The organism is Streptomyces sp. UF-297 (genome assembly GCF_058245575.1).
Map to the genome: position 1 here is coordinate 102,949 of NZ_JBSIBZ010000018.1, position 20,131 is coordinate 123,079.

Below are 20,131 nucleotides of genomic sequence, written 5' to 3' on the forward strand. Positions count from 1 at the left end.
AGTTCACTCATGGGTCACGGCCTCCGGCCGGGGGCGCTCGGTCAGTTGGAAGAACACGTCGTCGAGGGTGGGACGGTGCAGTTCGAAGTCGGACACCTCGACGCCCGCGGCCCGTAGCGCGGTGGCGATCGCAGCCAGACTCTCCAGGCCGGAGTCCAGCGGTACGGACAGGCTGCCCGCCACCGAGTCCACGGTGGGTTCCGCCGTGGCGAGCGCGGACACGGCCGACAGGGCGGCCGACAGGCTCTCGGGGCGGGACACCGACACCTCCAGGTACTCGGTGCCGACCGTGCGCTTCAGCTCGGCCGGTGTTCCCGCCGCGATCACCCGGCCGGAATCGATGACCACGATCTGGTGCGCCAGATAGTCTGCCTCCTCCAGGTATTGCGTGGTCAGCAGCACGGTGATGCCCTCGTCGACGAGTTCGCGGACCACGTTCCAGAGCACCATGCGGCTGGTCGGGTCCAGCCCGGTGGTTGGCTCGTCCAGAAAGAGCACCGGCGGCCGGGCGATCATGCACGTGGCCAGGTCCAGCCGGCGCCGCATGCCGCCCGAGTAGCTGCCCGCCGGTCGGTCGGCCGCCTCGGTCAGCTCGAAGCGCTCCAGGAGTTCCTCGGCACGCCGCCGTGCGCCGCGCCGGCCCTGCCGCAGTAGCCGCCCGAGCAGGACCAGGTTCTCCCGGCCAGTGAGCAGTTCGTCGACCGCCGCGTACTGCCCGGCGAGCCCGATCCGGCGCCGGACCTCCTTGCTCTGGCGCACCACGTCGTGCCCGGCGACCGACGCGTGTCCGGCGTCCGGTACCAGCAGTGTGGACAGCACCCGCACCGTGGTCGTCTTGCCCGCCCCGTTGGGGCCCAGCAGGCCGAGCACCGACCCGGTGGCCACGGACAGGTCCACGCCGCGCAGGGCGGTGTGCCCCCGGTACCTCTTCTCCAGCCCCTCCGCGTAGACCGCAGTATCCGGCCGCACCGCCGTCAGCTGCCGGAGCGCGCGGACAGGCTCTTGGGGCGCATATCGGTCCAGTCCCGCTCGACGGCGGCCAGCGCCTGGGCACGAGTGCTCTCGCCGAGCACCACCGTCCAGCCCGGCGGGACCTCGGCGAACGCGGGCCAGATGCTGTGCTGGCCCTCGTCGTTGACCAGGACGAGGAACGTACCCTCTTCGTTGTCGAACGGATTGGTCATGTCGGCTTCTCCTATGGTGTGTGTTACGAGGGTTGCTGTGCTGCGCAGGTGCGCTTGGGGGCCGGCTGTCGGGGGTCCGCGGGCGAGGGGGCGCGGCCGGATCACCCGTAGAGGCGGTCCAGTTCGGCGGCCACGATGCGGCCGATCCGGGCCTGCGGGTCGGAGTGCATCATGAACTCGTGCCCGCACGGCACGTCGTGGATCTCCACCGCCCCGCCGACGTGCGGCTCCCACGCCCGTGCCTTGTGCCTGCTCTCGTCCGGGCCGAGCCCGAGGCTCGCGACGAAGAGCAGCATCCGGCCCTCGACCCGGCCCGGTGTGAACTTCCGTGCCAGGCGCAGGTGGTTGTGCATGATGTCGACGAGATGGGGGATGTCCAGCCCGCCCAGCGGGCTGTTGGCGCGCCGCAGTGCCTCGTGGACCTCTTCCGCCGTCGGCCCGTCGGGGCTTCCGCCGGTGTGCTCCAGGCCGAAGTACTCCAGGACGGCGGTCAGCAGCTCGCCGTCCGTGGGCTCCGGCGCACCCGGGACGCCGGGGAAGCTGTCCAGGTTGGCCAGCAGCGCGACCTCCTCGCCCGCGGCCTGGAGCTGGGCGGCGATCTCGTGCGCGACCAGCCCTCCGTAGGACCAGCCCAACAAGTGGTACGGACCGCTGGGCTGGATCTCCCGCAGGCGCCCGAAGTAGTGGGCGGCCACCTCCTGGATGCTGTCGGGCAGCGCACCCCGGCCGGTGAGGCAGGGCGTCTGGAAGCCGTAGATCGGGTGGCGCTCGCTGATGTGCGCGGTCAGGCCTAGGTAGGGGAGGCTGAATCCCACACCGCCGTGGACACAGAACAGCGGCGGCCGGTCCCCGGTCGGCCGGATCGGCAGCACCGGGCCGAACAGATCGAATGCCCCGGCCCCGTCGGTCCGGCCGTCGGCCTCCTGCTGGACCCGGTCCAGGAAGGTGGTGCCGGCTGCCTGCTCCGCCCGCTGCGTGGCCGCGGCCAGCGCCTCGACGGTCTGGTGCCGGAAGACGTCGGACAGCGTGATCTTCAGCCCCGCCTTACGGGCCCGGTCCACGATCTGTACGGAGCGGATGCTGTCGCCACCCAGCTCGAAGAAGCCCGCATCGGCGTCGACTTGGGGCAGCCGCAGGACCTCGGCGAACACCTCGCACAGGAGCTCCTCCTGCGGGGTGCGCGGCTTGCGGCCCGAGCCGGCGGGCACCTCGGCGGCGGGCACCGGCAGCGTCTTGCGGTCCACCTTGCCGTTGGGCGTCAGCGGCAGCTCGTCCAGGGTGAGGAACGCGGTGGGGACCATGTAGTCCGGCAGCAGCCCGGACAGGTGCTCGCGCAGCTCCGGGCCGGACACCGGCGCGCGCTCGGGCACGGTGTACGCGGTCAGCCGCCGGTCCCCCGGCCGGTCCTCACGGACCATCGCCACCGCCTGGGAGATTCCCGGGTGCGCCGTCAACGCGCTCTCGATCTCGCCCAGTTCGATCCTGAAGCCGCGCAGCTTGACCTGGTGGTCGACGCGGCCGACGTACTCCAGCTGCCCGTCCGCGGTCCAGCGCACCAGGTCGCCGGTGCGGTACATCCGCTCGCCCGTCCCGCCGTAGGGGTCGGCGACGAAGCGCTCGGCCGTCAGTGCCGGCCGGTTCAGATAGCCCCGCGTCACCTGCGCGCCCGCCAGGTACAGCTCGCCCGCCACGCCGGGGGCGACCGGCCCGAGCCGCGCGTCCAGGACGTAGGCCCGGGTGCCCGCGAGCGGGCGGCCGATGGGCGGCCTGCCGTCACCGGTCAGCGGGTCGCTGGCCACCGTGACGATGGTGCACTCGGTCGGACCGTAGAGGTTGTACATCCTCCGGCCCGCGGACCACCGCGCGGCGACCTCCGGCGGCAGCGCTTCGCCCGCGGAGATCAGCGACATCCCTTCAGGCAGCGTGACGTCCTCGGGGAAGGCGGCCAGAACCGCCGGGGGCAGCATGGGAAGTGTCACGCCGTGGCGGGCGATCAGTTCGACCAGCGGCTCGCCGGGGCCGCGGCACTCCGCCGTCGTCAGGACCAGTGCCCCGCCGCACAGCAGCGCCGACATCAGCTCGAAGGCCGTTGCGTCGAAGCTGGGCGAGGCGAACTGCAGAGTGCGGGTGTGCGGGCCGAGTCCGAAGCGCTGGGCGAAGTCGGAGACCATGGCGACGACGCCGGGGTGCTCGACGACGACGCCCTTGGGGCGGCCGGTGGAGCCCGAGGTGTAGATGACGTAGCAGGCGTCGCGGAGGTTCACCGGGCCGGTGCGGTCGGCGTCGGTGAGATCGCCCTCCGGGTGACCGGCGGACTCCGCGCCGCCGTTGAGCAGGATCACCGGGCCATCGGTACCGGGTATGCGGGCGGCGGTCTCCTCGGCGGCGATCACGCACACCGGCTCGGCATCCGCGAACATGTACGCGAGACGGTCGGCCGGATAGTCGGGGTCCAGCGGCAGATAGGCGGCGCCGGACTTCATCACGGCCAGCATCGCCACGACCATGTCGACCGACCGCGGCAGCAGCAGCGCGACCAGCCGGCCGGGCCCCGCGCCGTGCCCGGCCAGCAGCCGGGCGAGCCGGTTGGCACGTGCGTTGAGCTCCCCGTAGGACAGTTCCTCGGCGCCGAAGATCACGGCCGGGTGCTCCGGCCGCCGGGCCGCGTGGCTCTCGAACATTTGTGGCACGGTCAGCCGCGGCACCGCCACCGTGGCGGTGTTGTTCCACGCGCCGAGGATGCGCTGGCGCTCCTCGTCACCGAGCACATCGATGCCGCTGAGCGGCGTCTTCGGGTCGGCGGCGACGGCGCCGAGCAGGCGGACGAAGCGCTCGGTGAGCCGCTGGACCGTCTCGGGACGGAACAGCCGCGTGCTGTATTCGACGACGACGTCGATGCCCTGCGTCTCCCGCTGGCCGCCGTCCTCGGCGGTCCGCTCGGTGAGCTGGAACGCCAGGTCGAACTTGGCCGTGGTACTGCCGAGCGGCTCCACGGCCGCTGTCAGCCCCGGCAGCGCGAGCCGCGCACCGGCGTTGTTCTGGAAGGCCAGCATGACCTGGAACAGAGGCTGCCGGGCCAGTGAGCGCACCGGGTTGCAGACTTCCACCAGCCGCTCGAAGGGCACGTCCTGGTTCTCGTACGCCGCCAGGTCCCTCTCCCGCACCCGCCGCAGCAGCTCGGTGAAGGCGGGGTCGCCCGAGGTATCGGTACGCAGCACCAGGGTGTTGGTGAAGAAGCCCACGAGGTCGTCGAGCGCCTCGTCCGTACGGCCCGCGATCGGGCTGCCGAGCGGGATGTCCTCGCCGGCTCCCATCCGGGTCAGCAGTGCGGCCAGGGCGGCCTGTACGACCATGAACAGGCTCACGCCGCTGGAGCGGGCCAGATCGGTCAGGCGGCGGTGCAGATCGGGGCCGAGAACGGCGCGGTGCTCCGCGCCCTCGTGCGAGGCGACGGCCGGCCGGGCGAAGTCGGCAGGCAGCTCGATCTCCTCCGGCAGGCCCGCCAATGCCTCCTTCCAGTAGGCCAGTTGGCTGGCAGCGAGACTCTGCGGGTCGTCCTCGTCCCCGAGCAGCTCGCGCTGCCACAGCGCGTAGTCCGCGTACTGCACCGGCAGTTCCCGCCAATGCGGGTGCTCGCCCGCCTGGCGGGCGCGGTACGCGCGGGACAGATCGTCGGCGAGCGGGCGCAGCGACCAGCCGTCGCCCGCGATGTGGTGCAGCACGAGCAGCAGTACGTGCTCTTCGGCCCCGAGAGTGAAGAGCCGTGCACGCAAGGGTAGTTCGCTGGACAGATCGAAGCCGCGGGCCGTCTCGGCGGACAGTCGCGCCGACAGTCCGGCCCCGTCGGTGGCTGTCTCGTGCGGCACGGTCCCCGTGACGCGTGCGTCGGCGGTGTCCAGCACCTGCTGGCGAGGGGTTCCGTCGTGCGCGGGGAAGACCGTACGCAGACTCTCGTGGCGGCACAGCAGGTCCCGCAGTGCGCCGTCGAGCGCGGCCCGGTCCAACTCGCCCGTCAGGCGCAGCGCCAGGGAGATGTTGTACGTGCCGTGCGAGCCTTCCAGCCGGTCGAGGAACCACAGCCGCTGCTGGGCGAAGGACAGCGGAACGTCCTCGGGGCGCAGGCCCGGGCGCAGCGCCGGACGGGCCGCACCGGAGCGGGGCAGCTGCCCGGCGAGTGCGGCAGGCGTCCGCGCGTCGAACAGCGCACGCACCGGGACCTCGGCCCCCAGGACCGTACGGATACGGCTCACCACGCGGGCGGCCAGCAGCGAGTGGCCCCCGTGGTCGAAGAAGTCGTCGTCGGGGCCGAACCGCGGCAGCTGGAGGACCTCGGCGAACACCTGGCACAGGAGCTCCTCCTGCGGGGTGCGCACGGCGCGGCCCGCGGACCGCGGACCCAGGTCGGGAGCGGGCAGCGCCTTGCGGTCCACCTTGCCGCTCGGGGTCATGGGCAAGCCGTCCAGGACGACGAACGCGCCGGGGATCATGTAGGAGGGCAGGAGTCCGGACAGATGGCCGCTCAGGTCGGCAGATGTCGGCGCGCCGGTCGCCGGGGTGCCGGCGGCCGGGACCAGATAGCCGACGAGCAGCGGCCCGCCGGGCTGGTCCTCGCGCACGGTCACCACCGCCTGGGCGATGCCCGGATGGCGTCCCAACGCGCTCTCGATCTCGCCCAGTTCGATCCTGAAGCCACGGATCTTCACCTGGTGGTCGGCCCGCCCGAGGTACTCCAGCTGTCCGTCCGCGCCCCGGCGCACCAGGTCGCCGGTGCGGTACATCCGCTCGCCCGGCCCTCCGTGGACACTGGCCACGAAGCGCTCGGCCGTCATGCCCGGCCGGTCCAGATAGCCGCGGGCCAGTCCGGCCCCCGCGAGGTACAGCTCGCCGGCCACGCCCGGGTCGACCGGGCGCAGCCATGCGTCCAGGATGTAGGCCCGGGTGTTGGCGAGGGGCGTGCCGATGGCCGGCGCGCCCGGGCGGGTGCCGTCCAGCGCCGGGGCGCCGGTGGACCAGATGGTGGTCTCCGTCGGCCCGTACAGATTCGTGATGCTCGCGGTCGCCTTGCGCAACGCCTCGCCCAGCGGCTCGCTCAGCGCCTCGCCGCCGACGAAGCCGCGCACCCCGCCGAGCGCGTTCGGGGCGGCGGTGAGCAGGGCCTGCCACAGGCTCGGGGTGGCCTGTAGCACCGTGGCGCCGCAGTCGGCGAGCGCCCAGCCGAGCGCGGCCGGGTCGCGCACGGTGTCCCGGTCGGCCAGGACCAGCCGTGCGCCGCTGACCAGCGGGCAGAGGATCTCGGTGTTGGCGATGTCGAAGCCGAAGGTGGTGACGGACAGCAAGCTCTCGCCGCGGCCCAGCGCGTACTGGTGCCGGACATCCTCGACGACGTTGGCCAGGCCGCCGTGGGTGACCACGACGCCCTTGGGGCGGCCAGTGGAGCCGGAGGTGAACAATACGTACGCGGCGTCCGCGGCGCTGAGCGGGCGGCCCCGGTCGGCGTCGGTGAGGTCGGTGTCGGGGAAGCCGGCCAGTCGGTCGGCGCACTCCGCGTCGTCGAGGGCCCACCGGGGCAGGTCCGCGTCCGGCAGTGCCTGGCCGGTCCCGCCGACGGTGAGCGCGAGCAGCGGACGGGCGTCCGCCAGCACCACCGCGTTGCGCTCGGCCGGGTGGTCCGGGTCGACCGGCAGGTAGGCGGCACCGGACTTGAGGACGGCCAGGGCCGCGACGACGAGGTCGGCGGAGCGCGGCAGCGCGATGGCGACGGTGCGGCCGGGGCCGGCGCCGTACGCGACGAGAGCGTGCGCGAGACGGTTCGCGCGGACGTTCAGTTCCCGGTACGCCAGGGCCGTCTCCCCGCACACCAGGGCGGTGTCGCCGGGCAGTTCACGCACCCGCTCCTCGAAGGCCGCCGTCACCAGCCGGGCCGGGGCCGCGGTCGCGGTGTTGTTCCCGTCCTGAAGCAGCTGTTGGTGCTCCTCGGCGTCCAGGACGGCGATCCGGGCCAGCTGCCGCCCGGGGTCGCCGGCCATGGCGTGCAGCACCCGCAGCAGCTGCCCGAAGATCCGCTCGACATCGGCAGGTTCGTACAGGTCGGGCGCGTAGTCGAAGCGCAGTCTGAGGCCGCCGCCCGGGGTGGGCAGCACGGCGAGGGTCAGCGGGTAGTGCGTGACCGAGTGGATGTCGGCGTCCGCGATCCGCAGCCCCGGCAGCGCCGAGGTGAGCGCCTCCTCGTCCATCGGGTAGCTCTGGAACAGCAGGACGCTGTCGAAGAGTTCGCCGGTCCCGGCCTGCTGCTGGATGTCGGCCAGCCCGATATGCTCGTACGGCATCAGGCCGGTCTGCCGCTCCTGTACGTCCGCGAGCAGCGCGCCCACGGACTGTCCGGGGCCGGTCGGGACGCGTACGGGGACGGTGTTGGCGAACAGCCCCACCATGGACTCCACGCCCGGGACCTCGGCGGGGCGGCCGGAGGTGACCGTACCGAAGACCACGTCCTGGCAGCCGGTGAGCCGGCCCAGCAGCACCGACCAGGCACCCTGGAAAACGGTGTTGAGCGTCACGCCAAATGCCCGCGCCCGCGCGGCGAGGTCCGCCGCGAGCTGTCCGGGCACGTCCACGGACAGGGACAGCGGCAGGACGGGGGTGCGGTCGGTGGCGGGCGCCAGCCGGGTGGGCTCCGCGAGCCCAGCCAGCGCGTCCCGCCAGGCGGCCTGCGCGGCCTCGGTGTCCTGGGCCGTCAGCCAGGCGAGGTAGTCGCGGTACGGAGGGGCCGCGGGCAGCCCCGTGTCCCGGCCGCCCTGCGCGTAGAGCGTGAACAGATCCTGCAGCAGCAGGGGCATCGACCAGCCGTCCACCAGGCTGTGGTGCACGGTCCAGATGAAACGGTGCCGCTCGGCAGACTGACGGACCAGTACGCACCGCATCAGCGGCGGGCGCCCGAGGTCGAAGCGGCGCTGCCGCTCCTCGTCGGTCACCCGGCGCAGGGCAGCGGCGTCGGCATCCGGCAGGTCGAGCTCCCTCCAGGGCAACTCGATGCTGTGCGGGACGAGTTGGACGGAGTCACCGGAGGCCCGTCGGCGGAAGCAGGCCCGCAGATTGGGATGCCGCCGCAGCAGTCTCTCGCACGCGGCGCGCAACGCGGTGGTGTCCAGGGCTCCTTCGAGGTCGAGGGTCAGCTGGAGCGAGTAGACGTCCGCGCTGTGCGGGTCGTACTCGGACAGGAACAGCAGGCCCTTCTGCAGCGGCGTCAGCGGCAGCACATCGCTGATACCTGAACGCTTCATGTGCTTCATGACGCCTTTCTCATTCACTGAATTCACCGAATCCGCCAAGGTCACTGAATTCGAGATCGAATTCGTCGAGTTCGTCCTGGGAGAGCGTGACCAGGGGCTGGTCGGACGGGGGGAGGGGCGCCGGCGCCGCCGACACCGCAGCTGTCTCGTGCGCGGTGGCGGCGAGTGCGGCGGGGGTCTTGTGCCGGAAGACATCCCTGGGGGTGATGACCAGCCCTTGGGCGCGGGCGCGGCCGACGACCTGGATGGAGCTGATGCTGTCGCCGCCGAGGGCGAAGAAGTCGTCGTCGGCGAAGACGGCGGTCACACCGAGGACCTGGGCGAAGGCGGCACACAGGATTTCCTCTTCCGGGGTGCGGGGGGCGCGGCCGGTGGCGGTCTGTTCCGCCTGGGGGACGGGGAGGGCCTTGCGGTCGACCTTGCCGTTGGGGGTCAGGGGCAGGGCGTCCAGGGCCAGCAGGTCCTGGGGGACCATGTAGTCGGGCAAGGTCCGGGACAGGGCCGTGTGGACGTGGCCGGCGTCAAGGCCGCCGACGAGGTAGCCGATGAGGCGCTGGTGTCCGGCCGCGTCGGTGTGGACGTGGGCGGCGGCGTCCGTGATGCCGTCGACGGCGCGCAGGGCGGCCTCGATCTCACCGAGTTCGATGCGGCGTCCGCGGATCTTGACCTGGTGGTCGCGGCGTTCGAGGAATTCGAGTTGGCCGTCGGGGCGGTACAGGACGCGGTCGCCGGTGCGGTACATACGCAGGCCCGGGGCGCTGTAGGGGTCGGCGATGAAGGTGGTGGCGGTGCGGGCCGGGTCGGCCAGGTATCCGCGGCCGACGCCGGTGCCGCCCACGTACAGTTCGCCGGGCACTCCCACCGGTACCGGCCGCAGGGCGTCGTCGAGGACGTACAGCCGGGTGTTGCGCACCGCGCGGCCGATCGGCACGCGAAAGCCGGTCAGTTCGTCGGCCGAGCCGAGCACGGCGTGGGTGACGTCGTCGGAGCACTCGGTGGGTCCGTAAGCGTTGACCAGTTCGATCCGCGGATAGTGGGCGAACCAGTGGTGGCACACGTCCACCGGCAGCGCCTCACCGGTCACGACCAGGTACCGCAGCCGGGGGAGTGCGGGGAAAGCACCGGTGGTCTCCCACGCCTCCAGCGCTGCCCGCAGCAGCGAGGGAACGACCTCCAGCACTGATACGTGCTCGTCCGCCGTCACCGCGAACAGGGCGTCCGGGTCGGCTGCCACCGCGCGGTCCACGACCCGGGTGGTGCCTCCGACCATCAGGGCGGCCAGCATCTGCCACACCGAGATGTCGAAGGTCACCGGCGCGTTGTGCACCAGCACATCGCCCTCGGCCAGGCCGAGGTCCTCGACCTTGGCGAGCAGGTGGTTGACCATGCCGCGGCGGTGCACCATCGCGCCCTTGGGGCGGCCGGTCGACCCGGAGGTGTAGATCACGTACGCGAGATCGTCCTCATCACCCACCAGCGGCCGGAGCTCGCCCGTCGCCGTGGCGCCGAACGGCTCGTCCAGGACGAGGATGTGCAACTCCCCGTCGTACGCCGCCGCGATCTCCCGCGCGCGGGCCCGCAGCCCCGGACCGGTCAGCAGCCACCGCGCACCACTGTCGGTCAGCAGTCCGGTCTGCCGGGCCACCGGCGCGTCGACGTCCAGGGGCAGCCAAGCGGCCCCGGCACCCAGCACGCCCAGCACCGCGCCGACATAGGCGGCTCCGGGCTCGGCGAGCACGGCGACCAGCGCGCCCCGCCCGGCCCCGGCCCCGGCCAGTCGGCCCGTCAGGGCATCGGCCCCCGCGGCCAGTGTCGCGTAGGAGACCTGTGTCTCGCCGTCGGCCACCGCCACTGCGTCCGGCCGCCGCGCGGCGTGCTCGCGCACCCGCTCCACGACCCCCGCGAACCCGCCGTCGCGCTCGGTGGCGTTCCACTCCACCAGCAACTGCCGTGCCTCCGCCTCGTCGACGAGGTCCACTGCGGCCAGCGGGCGTCCGGCGGAGCCGACGACGGTGGTGAGCAGGTGCAGCAGACGGCTGCCGAGCCGCTCGATCGCCTCCTTGGTGAAGAGGTCGGGGGCGTAGTCGAAGCGCAGGTCCAGCCGGGTGCCGGCGCCAGGCAGGACGGCCAGGCTCAGCGGGTAGTGCCGCCCGTCGCGCGCCTCGGCGTCCAGCAGCCGCAGGCCGGCGGCGGAGACACGCAGGCTCTCCTCGTCCAGTGGGAAGTTCTCGAAGAGCAGGACGGTGTCGAAGAGTTCGCCGAATCCGGCCCGGTGCTGGATCTCGGCCAGTCCGACGTGCTCGTACGGCAGCAGCGCTGACCGCCGCTCCTGGAGGCCGGTCAGCAGATCGGCAACGGTCTGCTCGGGCCTCAGGCGCACCCGCACCGGGATGGTGTTGAGGAACTGGCCGACCATGCTCTCGACGCCGGACAGCTCCGCCGGGCGGCCGGAGGCCACGGCGCCGAAGACCACGTCGTCGCGGCCGGTGAGCGCGCCCAGCAGCACGGCCCAGCAGCCCTGGAAGACCGTGTTGAGGGTCAGCCCGCGCCCGCGCGCCCAGGCGGCGAGGTCCGACGCCAGCTGCGCGGGTACCTCGGTGACGAGCGTCTGAGCCATGACCGCGGTACGGCCGGCGCTCTCCGCGGGAGCGACGTGGGTGGGCTCCTCGAGGCCGGACAGCTCCTCCTTCCACGCCGTCAGCGCGGCCTCGGTGTCCTGGGCCGCCAGCCAGGCGAGGTAGTCGCGGTAGGGCGCGACCTCGGCCAGCGCGGTGTCCCGGCCGCCGTGCGCGTAGAGCGTGAACAGCTCGCGCACCAGCAGCGGCATCGACCAGCCGTCGACGAGGCTGTGGTGGATCGTCCAGATGAGCCGGTGCCGGTCCGGGCCGGTACGCGCCAGCACGAAGCGCATCACCGGCGCCTGGGACGGGTCCGACAGATCGAAGCGCCGCTGCCGCTCCTCATCGGCGAGCCGGGCGACGGCCTCCTCGTCGGCGCCCGTCAGATCCGCCTCCCGCCACGGCACCTCCACCGCGTTCGGGATCAGCTGCACGGGGTCGCCGGATGCGCGGTGTCGGAAGACGGCACGCAGATTCGGGTGCCGGTGCAGCAGCGCCGCGCAGGCGGCGCGCAACACGGCGGCGTCCACCTCTCCGGCGAGTTCGAGGCCGAGCTGGAGTACGTAGGCGTCCGGGCCCTCCCGGTCGTACTCGGACAGGAACAGCAGGCCCTTCTGAAGCGGTGCCAGCGGCAGGACGTCCTGCAGCCCGCGGCCCCCGATCGTGCCGTCGCTGCTCAACTCCTGCTCGTACGCCTCCAGTTCGCCCTGCGTCACCGAAACCAGTGGCAGGTCGGATGGCACCCGTCCGCCTGCTCCGGGCCGGGCCGCGTGCTCCACCAGCAGCTCCAGCGCGCGGAACCAGGTCCGTGCGATGTCGTGTGCGTCCTCGTCGGAGAGGATCTGGCCCGCCCACAGCCAGTCGGCGACCAACTGCGGACCGTCGGGCCGGTCCTCGGTGACCGGAGTGACCTCCAGTACGTGCTGCAGCGGCATGTCCGGCGCGGCGGCGGTGCCCACCGCGGCGCCTTCGCCGGACAGGGACCAGTCGGCCGGCCCTGCGGCGCCGAACCGCCCCATGTAGTTGAAGCCGATCTGCGGGCGCGGGTAGCGGGCGAGCACCGCGCTGGTCTGCGGGTTGAGATAGCGCAGCAGCCCGTAGCCGATGCCGTGGTCGGGGATGCCCCGCAGCTGTTCCTTGATGCGCTTGAAGACCGTTCCGACGGTGTCGCCGCCCGACCAGACTTCGTCCCAGTCCAGATCGCTTCCCGGCGCGAGACGTACCGGGAAGGCGCTGGTGAACCAGCCCACGGTGCGCGACAGATCGGCGTTGGCCACGACCTGCTCGCGGCCGTGGCCCTCCAGCTCGATCAAGGTGTCCGCCGAGGCGGCCGGGACGTCCGTGGCACGGCGCCGACGGCGCCAGTCGGCCAGGGCCAGGGCGAGGCCGGTCAGCAGCACATCGTTGATCTCGGCGTGGAAGGCCCTCGGCACATCGGCCAGCAGAGCGGAGGTCTGCTCGGCGGACAGTTCGAGGCGCAGCCGGTGCGCGCTGGCGTAGGTGTCCCGCGCGGCGTCCAGGCCACGGGTGCCGAGCAGCGGCTCGGGGCCGCGTGCCTGTTCGATCCACAGGGGCAGCTCCCCGGTACGGGCGGCGCCGCGCGCGTCGTCGGCGAGGACGCGCGACCACCGCCGGTAGGAGGTGCCGACCGGCGCGAGCACCGGTGGCCGGCCGGCCTCGACGGCCGACCAGGCGGCGCCGAGGTCGGGCAGCAGGACCCGCCAGGAGACGCCGTCCACGGCCAGGTGATGCACCATCAGCAGAAGTCGGCGCGGGTGTGCGGGACCGGCGTCCAGCAGGACGGCCTGGAGCAGGACCCCGGCGGTCGGGTCGAGCCGGGTCTGCGCGACGGTGGCCAGTTCGACGGTGGCCTGGTCGGCGTCCGCCGCGGCCGGTACGCAGACCAGCGACACCAGCCCGGCCGTATCCACCGTGCCCTGCGGCCGGATGCTCGGCGTCCACACTCCCTCGACCGGGACGTCCAGCCGCATCCGCAGCGCGTCGTGCCGGTCGACCACCGCGCGCAGCGCCAGGGCCAGCCGCTCGGTGTCCACCGCATCCGGTACGCGGACGACGACGTACTGCGCGAACGAGCCGACCGGACCGGCGACCCGGCCGCCGTCCTCCCTCAACTGCTGGGCGATCGGCATGGGTTCCAGCTCGCCGACGCCGTCGTCCGCGCCGATGACCGCGGTCGCCTCCTCGGCCCGCCGCGCGGTGGTGGCGAGTGCGGCGGGGGTCTTGCGTCGGAACACGTCCCTGGGGGTGATGACCAGCCCTTGGGCACGGGCGCGGCTGGAGACCTGGATGGAGCTGATGCTGTCGCCGCCGAGGGCGAAGAAGTTGGCATCCGCGGCCACCGAAGGCAGGCGCAGCACTTCCGCCATGGCCGCGCACAGGATTTCCTCCTCCGGCGTGCGCGGCGCCCGGCCATCGGCGCCTCCCTTGGCCTGCGGGGCGGGCAGGGCCTTGCGGTCCACCTTGCCGTTCGCCGTCAACGGCAGGGCGTCGAGCGGCATCAGCTCCTGGGGGACCAGGTAGTCCGGCAGCCGCCGCAGCAGCGCGGCGCGTACCCGCTCGGTGTCGCCCGTGCCGACCAGATAGCCCACCAGGTGCTTGCGCCCGGCCGCATCGGCGTACACCGCGGCGGCCGCGTCCGTGACCGACTCCACCTCGCGCAGCGCGGCCTCGATCTCGCCCAGCTCGATCCGCCGGCCACGGACCTTGACCTGATGGTCGCGGCGCTCCAGGAACTCCAGCTGCCCGTCCGCCCGGTACACCACCCGGTCCCCGGTGCGGTACATCCGCTCGCCACTGGCGCCGAACGGATCGGCGATGAACGTCGCGGCCGTACGCGCCGGATCACCCAGGTAGCCGCGTCCCACGCCGGTACCGGCGACGTACAGTTCGCCCGGCACGCCGGCCGGCACCGGCCGCAGCGCGTCGTCCAGAACGTACAGGCGGGTGTTGCGCACCACCTTGCCGATCGGCACCCGGGAGCCGGTCAGCTCGGCCTGCGAGGTGAGCACGGCGTGGGTGACATCGTCCGAACACTCCGTGGGCCCGTATGCGTTCACCAGCGGGATGCCGGGATAGTGGGCGAACCACCTCCGGCACACATCCACCGGCAGCGCCTCACCCGTCACCACCAAGTACCGCAGCTTGGGCAGCGAGGGGAAGCCGCCTGCCGTCTCCCACGAGTCCAGCGCGGCCCGCAGCAACGACGGCACGACCTCCAGGACGGAGACGTCCTCGGACGTGGCGATCCCGAAGAGCGCGTCGGGGTCGGCGGCCGTCGACCGGTCCACCACCCTCGCCGCGCCCCCGACCATCAGCGCGGCCAGCATCTGCCACACTGAAATGTCAAAGGTCACCGGCGCGTTGTGCACCAGCACATCGCTCGCGTCCATGCCCAGGTCCTCGACCTTGGCCAGCAGGTGATTGACCATCCCGCGCCGGTGCACCATCGCGCCCTTGGGGCGCCCGGTCGAACCGGACGTGTAGATCACATACGCGAGGTCGTCCTCGGCACCGACGAGCGGTCTCAGTTCGCCCCTCGGCCCGTTCCCGAACGGCTCGTCCAGGCACAGGAGACGCAGCCCACCGCCATGGGCCGCGGCGATCTCCTCGGCGCGCTCCCGCAACCCGGGGACGGTCAGCAGCCAGCGCGCCCCGCTGTCCCCCAGCAGCTCCACCTGGCGGGCGACCGGCGCCTCCACATCCAGCGGCAGCCACGCCCCACCGGCCCCCAGCACGCCCAGCACGCCGCCGATATAGGCCGCCCCCGGCTCCGCCAGCACCGCCACCAGTCCGGGCCCCGCGGCGGCCAGCCGCCCGGCCACGCCATCGGCCCACGCCACCAACGACCCGTACGAGACCCGCACTTCGCCATCGGCCACCGCCAGTGCGTCCGGCCGGCGGGCAGCGTGCGTACGCACCCGCTCCACCACGCCCGCGAAACCGCCACCGCGCTCTGTGGTGTTCCACTCCACCAGCAGCGTGTGCCGCTCGGCCGCCCCGACCGTATCCACGCCCGCCAGCGGCGCACCGGCATCGGCGCGCGAGAAGGCGTCGAGGAAGGCGGCGAACCGGTCGCGGTGGGCCTCGAGTTCCGCGGCCGAGTACAGCTCGGGGTTGGCGTTGAGGTGGATCTCGACCTCGTCGCCGGCCGAGTCGGAGACCGAGAACATGAAGTCGTTGACGATGCCGGTGGACAGGTTGGTGACGCGGGCCGAACAGGGCCCGAAGGCCAGCTCGGACTCCGGGGGCAGGACGTCGGCGAAGGGGCCGAACGGGCGCCGGTCGTCGGCCCGCAGGCCCAGCTCCCGGCGGATCCGGTCACCGCGATACCGCTGGTGCTTGAGCGTCCGCAGCAGGGAGTTGGCCACGCCGTGGAGCAGTTGCTCGGGGGTGGTGTCCGGCTGGATGGCGACGCGCAGCGGAAGGTAATTGGCGATCATGCCGGGGACCGAGCGGCCGGCGGCGCTGGTGCGCGCGTTGACCGGCAGCGTCAGCAGGACCTCCTCGGCCCCGCTCATGCGCTGGGTGTACGCGGCGACGGCGGCGATGACCAGGGTCGGCCAGGTTGTCCGGGCCTCGCTGGCCGTGGCCCGCAGCCGCCGGACCACCGGCTGCGGCAGGCTCAGGCTACGGCGCAGGAATCCACGGGCCGGTGCCGGTTCCCGCCGGGAGAAGCTGACCGGTTCGGGGGCGTCCGCGTATGTACGGGCCCAGTAGGCGCGGTCTCGTTCGGCGCGCGGCGAGGAGGCGTAGGCCAGTTCGTCGTCCACGAGGGTCTTCAGCGGCGGCAGCGTGCCCTCGTCGGACGGCCTGCCCTCGCTCAGCGCGGTGTAGATCTCGCCCAGCCGCCGGTAGAGCAGCGAACGCAGGGAGCTGTCGCACACGATGTGGTGCACGCACAGATAGAGATAGGCCCGCTCCGGGTCGAGCGTGATCAGCGCGGTCCGGAAGAGCGGGAAGTCCGTCACCCCGATCGGCCGGCCCAGATCCAGCCGCATCCACTCCTGGGCAGCGGCATCGGGGTCGGCGGCCCCGCTCACATCGACCGCGGTGTGTGGCAGGGCGGACAGCGGCTCGACCACCTGGCGGGGTTCGCCGTCCTCGTCCATGCACCGGATGCGGAAGCACTCGGCCTCGGTGAAGGTCTGGTGCAGCGCCCTTTCGAGGAGGGCAGTGTCCAGTGGACCGCGGATGTCGAAGTACTCGGCCATGTTGTAGGCCAGGTCGCCGTCCGTGAACTGCTCGTCGAACCAGATCTCGGCCTGGGCCGCGGTGAGCGGCAGACCGGGTTCGATGCGTGTGTTCATGACAGCAACCTCCTGGCAGGTGGGCAAAGGGCGCAAAGGAAGGGGGTTTCTCTTCGGGGTTCTGCGGCTCGCGACTCGTCGGCTGCGGCTGCGGCTGTTGCGTTGCGGGCGCTTCAGTACGCCGACGTGGAGGCCGACACCGACGTCTCGTCCATCAGGTCGGCCGCGGTGAGGCCGTAAATGCCCTGGAGCCACTGTTCTTGGTAGATGGTGTCCAGGTAGTGGTCGCCCAGATCTGGCGAGATGGCCACGCCCACGATGTCCCGCTCCGGGCGGTTCTCGGTGATCCACTGCTGTGCGCCGCTGAGCACGGTGCCGGTAGAGCCCCCGAAGAGGTACCCGTGCCGTACCAGCCGGTGGCACATCCGGATGGTGTCGGCCTCGGAGACGTGCACGACCGCATCCACGTACGACGCGTCGAGGATCGGCGGCCGTACGCTCGTGCCGAGGCCGGGGATCATCCGTGGCTCCGGCGGGGTGCCGAAGGTGACGGAGCCGACGCTGTCGACGGCGACGATGGTGACGGCCGGGCTCTTCTCCCGGAAGTAGCGCGCGACGCCCATGAGCGTTCCGGTGGTACCCGCGCCGATGAACAGCACATCCACATCGGGGAACCGGGCGGTGATCTCGGGGCCGGTCGTACGGTAGTGGCTCATCCAATTGCTGTGGTTGGCGTACTGGTTGAGCCACACGTAGTCGTCGCGGCCCGCGCACAAATCCTCGACGTAGCGGATGCGGGCTCCCAGGAAGCCGCCGTCCTCGTCGGGTTCGGTGATGACCCGCACCTCTGCACCCAGGCGTTCCATGCGCTGCCGGTTGGCCAGGGTGCAGCGGTTGTCGGTGACGCAGATGAAGGTGTAGCCCTTGCTCGCTGCCACCAGGCTCAGTGCGACACCGAGATTCCCCGATGACGACTCGACCAGTGTCATGCCGGGCCGCAGCGTACCGGCCCGTTCGCCGCTGGCGATCATTTCCGCGGCGGCCTTCAGTTTGATGGAGCCGGCGAAGTTGAATCCTTCGCACTTCAGATAGAGCCGGTCGCCGAGGACGCTTCTCAGGTCCACGAACAGATCCGGCACATTGAATTCGTGTGGGGCGGAAATGACAGGCACGGATGGTCCTCCCAGCCGCGAGCGCTCGTTCTGATGGAGGGGCGAAGGCGGGGAGGGGTTATTCGTTCCTGCCGCTGCCGTGCCGGGAGAGCTCGTGGAAGAAGCCGCCGACGGTGCTGAGCTCCCCCTTGTGCGCTATTTCGTCGTAGACGTACTTGGCGACGGTCAGATCGAGCACACCGAGCCCGAACGGCGAGAACACCACGGGCTGGTTCCGGGGAATCTTCACCATGCCGGTCATGACGTTGTGCAGCGTGCCGTTGATGAAGTAACGGTTGCCGACTTCCTGCTCGACCAGGTGCACGGAGGTGTTGGCCTTCATCACGTGCTCGACGTCGTCGACGAAATTGGCGGATGCCTTGATGACCTCGGGGCCCAGGTCGCGCAGCGACACATTGAGCACCACCGGATTGTGGGAGAACCACGTCGGGTTGGTGACATGCGGCTCGCCGGCGACGGTTGCGAAGACGACCAGGTCGCTGTTGCGGATCAGGCTCTCGGACGTCTCATGAATCGTCGTACGGGCCGTGGAACCGGATGCCGTGAGGTAGTCGCCGAAACCGGCCGCGTACTCGGCACTGAGGTCGTGGATGCCGATCTCGTCGAAATTCCAGCCGGTTCCGGCCAAGTAGGTGTGGATATAGCGGGAGATGAGCCCGGTCCCGACAAAGCCGACACGGGCCGGGCGGCCGCGCTCCCGGGTGAGCCAGTCGGCGGCCAGCGCGGCCGAGGCCGCGGTGCGCGCGGCGCTCACGATGGAGCTCTCCATGCACGCGAACGGATACCCGGTCCGCTGGTCGTTGAGGATCAAAACGGCGGAGGCACGCGGCAGCCCGGATTGGATGTTCTCCGGGAAGCTCGATATCCACTTGATGCCGTCGACGCCGATGTCCCCGCCCACAGAGGCGGGCAGCGCGATGATGCGTGAGGACGGCCGGTTCTCGAAACGCAGGAAGTACGACGGCGGGTTGACGGTGTCGCCGATGCCGTGGACACGGTAGGCGTGGTCGACCAGCTCGACGATCTGCTTCTCCTGACCGTCCAGCACCTGGTGCACCTGCTCACCAGTGACTACGGAGAACGACGGGACCTCGTTGCCGGAAGAGGGCATGAATGCTCCATCTTTGATTCAGGTCGCTGACATGGCAGAGCGCGGCCATGGCAGACGGCGTCGGTGCCAGAGCCCACACTCCTGGATGCCGCTGACGTTTCGATGACCAGTCGCTTACCGCTGCCCCCGCCGCGCACCGCCTGCGGACCGTCCCCCGTCCGTCACCGATCCGTCAGTGGCCGGTCATCGGCGCCGGGTACCGTATGGCCGGTACAGGCGCTGAGCGCGGTGGCCCGGCGCAGGCCGGTTGGCCGCCTGCGTGGACATCGCCCCCCGGGCTGCTGCGGGCCCTGGTCTAGGAGCGGCCCGACGCGGCCGTGGCCGACGCCCTGCTCAAGGACCGGGTTCTCGACAGCGGCCAGTTCGCCGAGGCGCTCTTCGTGAAGGAGAGGGCCAACGTCAAACACACCAACAGCACTTTCAGCGAGCTGATGCCGCTGCCGTCCAAGGACGAGAATCGACGGGTGCAGGCCGTGCTTGCCTCTTTGAACAACAGAACGCTCAGCTCCCGTGCCCTGTCCTGGCGGGAGTGGTCTTGCGGGGCCACGTTCTGACCTCGGTGCGCACCGGCCACTCCGCCGCCACCGCCAGTGCCGCGGCATACCCCTCGGCGACCGGCAGACCGTACAGCCGCCAGCGACCGGGAAACCGCCCCTTGGGGTCCTCCAGCACCGCACCGCCCTGCCGATCCGGCCCGGCGACCGGCAGATGCAGCCCTCGCAGTACTCGCCCGCCGGCCGCCTTGGCCCAGGCTTCCTTACGGGTCCACAGCAGGGCGTAGCGTGCGGCGGAGTCGTCGCGCCCGACGGCCTCGCGTACGAACGCGGCTTCCTCCGGCGGAAAGTAGCGCTCGGCGGGGCGGGTCCGGTCGGCGGGGCGTATCCGTTCCACGTCCACGCCTACCGCCCGCCGCTGGGTGACCGCCAGCAGCGCGAGATCCCCGGAGTGGGACAGATTGAAGTTCAGCTCGGGGTGGTCGGCCAGGCGGGGCTTGCCCCACTCGCCACGTACGAAGCGCAGCCGCTCCGGGGGCAGGTCCAGACAGCTGCCGAGGATCATGCGGGTGGCGCCGTGCGAGACGGTGTACCGGCGCCGGTCCTCATGGCGTGCCCGCGCCGCGCGCAGCCGTTCCTCCGGGGCCAGCACCGCGGACGCGGCGGCGAGCAGTGCGGGCGCGGGGGCCAGCGGGATCTGCCAGACGCGGACGGTGCCCTCTGGCGGATCCGCTGGCGCCCTCACGCCGACTGGTCCGCGAAGTCGACCGTGCACAGGGAGAGGAGGCCGACGCCCGCCGCAGCTGGCCCCTGCGGTTCCTTCCCGTGCCATTCCTGCCCGGACGGTTCGTAGTCGGCGATCACCACCGTGCCGCGCTCCCGCGCAAACCGCGGCAGTTGCCCGCTGAGCCGGGCCCACACCCCGCTGCAGGGAAACTCAGGGGAAGGACGCAGCACCTCGACCGCGGGGGGGGGGGGGGGCGGGGGCGGCGGGTC

Annotated in this window: 8 protein-coding genes and 1 pseudogene; 1 reads left to right on the top strand and 8 read right to left on the bottom strand. The window is 71.9% G+C overall.

Translation table 11 applies throughout. The features are described 5' to 3' along the window. Nucleotides 1-3 precede the first annotated feature (3 nt). The 6 genes from AC4IJH_RS13685 to sbnB form a co-directional block, all read right to left on the bottom strand. A complete protein-coding gene (locus AC4IJH_RS13685; RefSeq protein WP_490851923.1) occupies nt 4-969 on the bottom strand; it encodes an ATP-binding cassette domain-containing protein in 966 nt (321 codons plus the stop codon). Nucleotides 970-974: 5 nt separating this feature from the next. Then, nucleotides 975-1,184: an MbtH family protein gene (locus AC4IJH_RS13690; protein ID WP_490851924.1), complete on the bottom strand. Its 210-nt coding sequence runs from the start codon at nt 1,182-1,184 to the stop codon at nt 975-977. 101 nt (nt 1,185-1,285) lie between these two features. Then, nucleotides 1,286-8,464 (bottom strand): amino acid adenylation domain-containing protein, encoded by a 7,179-nt coding sequence (locus AC4IJH_RS13695; protein WP_490851925.1) that lies wholly within the window; start codon nt 8,462-8,464, stop codon nt 1,286-1,288. Nucleotides 8,465-8,483: 19 nt separating this feature from the next. After that, complete coding sequence (locus AC4IJH_RS13700; protein WP_490851926.1) at nt 8,484-16,418, bottom strand: amino acid adenylation domain-containing protein; 7,935 nt, start codon at nt 16,416-16,418, stop codon at nt 8,484-8,486. Between the two features lie 113 nt (nt 16,419-16,531). Continuing rightward, nucleotides 16,532-17,530, bottom strand: coding sequence for a 2,3-diaminopropionate biosynthesis protein SbnA (gene sbnA / locus AC4IJH_RS13705; protein WP_490851927.1), 999 nt, complete (start codon nt 17,528-17,530; stop codon nt 16,532-16,534). 58 nt (nt 17,531-17,588) lie between these two features. After that, a complete protein-coding gene (gene sbnB, locus AC4IJH_RS13710; protein ID WP_490851928.1) occupies nt 17,589-18,641 on the bottom strand; it encodes a 2,3-diaminopropionate biosynthesis protein SbnB in 1,053 nt (350 codons plus the stop codon). A gap of 317 nt (nt 18,642-18,958) precedes the next feature. On the opposite strand from sbnB, the gene AC4IJH_RS13715 reads away from it, so the two are divergent. Next, entirely contained in the window at nt 18,959-19,195 is a 237-nt protein-coding gene (locus AC4IJH_RS13715; RefSeq protein ID WP_490851929.1) for a hypothetical protein, read from the top strand. On the opposite strand, the gene AC4IJH_RS13720 is transcribed toward AC4IJH_RS13715, so the two are convergent. Both AC4IJH_RS13720 and AC4IJH_RS13725 read right to left on the bottom strand, forming a co-directional pair. After that, entirely contained in the window at nt 19,143-19,880 is a 738-nt protein-coding gene (locus AC4IJH_RS13720) for a 4'-phosphopantetheinyl transferase family protein (RefSeq protein WP_490851930.1), read from the bottom strand. The genes AC4IJH_RS13715 and AC4IJH_RS13720 overlap by 53 nt on opposite strands. Further along, nucleotides 19,877-20,131, bottom strand: a pseudogene (locus AC4IJH_RS13725) (hypothetical protein); the annotation flags it as partial. The pseudogene AC4IJH_RS13725 and the gene AC4IJH_RS13720, both read right to left, overlap by 4 nt.

Excerpts from the sequence above, each read along its gene's own strand:
- AC4IJH_RS13690 (WP_490851924.1), bottom strand. The coding sequence starts at position 1,184 with ATGACCAATCCGTTCGACAACGAAGAGGGTACGTTCCTCGTCCTGGTC.
- AC4IJH_RS13695 (WP_490851925.1), bottom strand. The coding sequence starts at position 8,464 with ATGAAGCGTTCAGGTATCAGCGATGTGCTGCCGCTGACGCCGCTGCAG.
- AC4IJH_RS13700 (WP_490851926.1), bottom strand. The coding sequence starts at position 16,418 with ATGAACACACGCATCGAACCCGGTCTGCCGCTCACCGCGGCCCAGGCC.
- sbnB (WP_490851928.1), bottom strand. The coding sequence starts at position 18,641 with ATGCCCTCTTCCGGCAACGAGGTCCCGTCGTTCTCCGTAGTCACTGGT.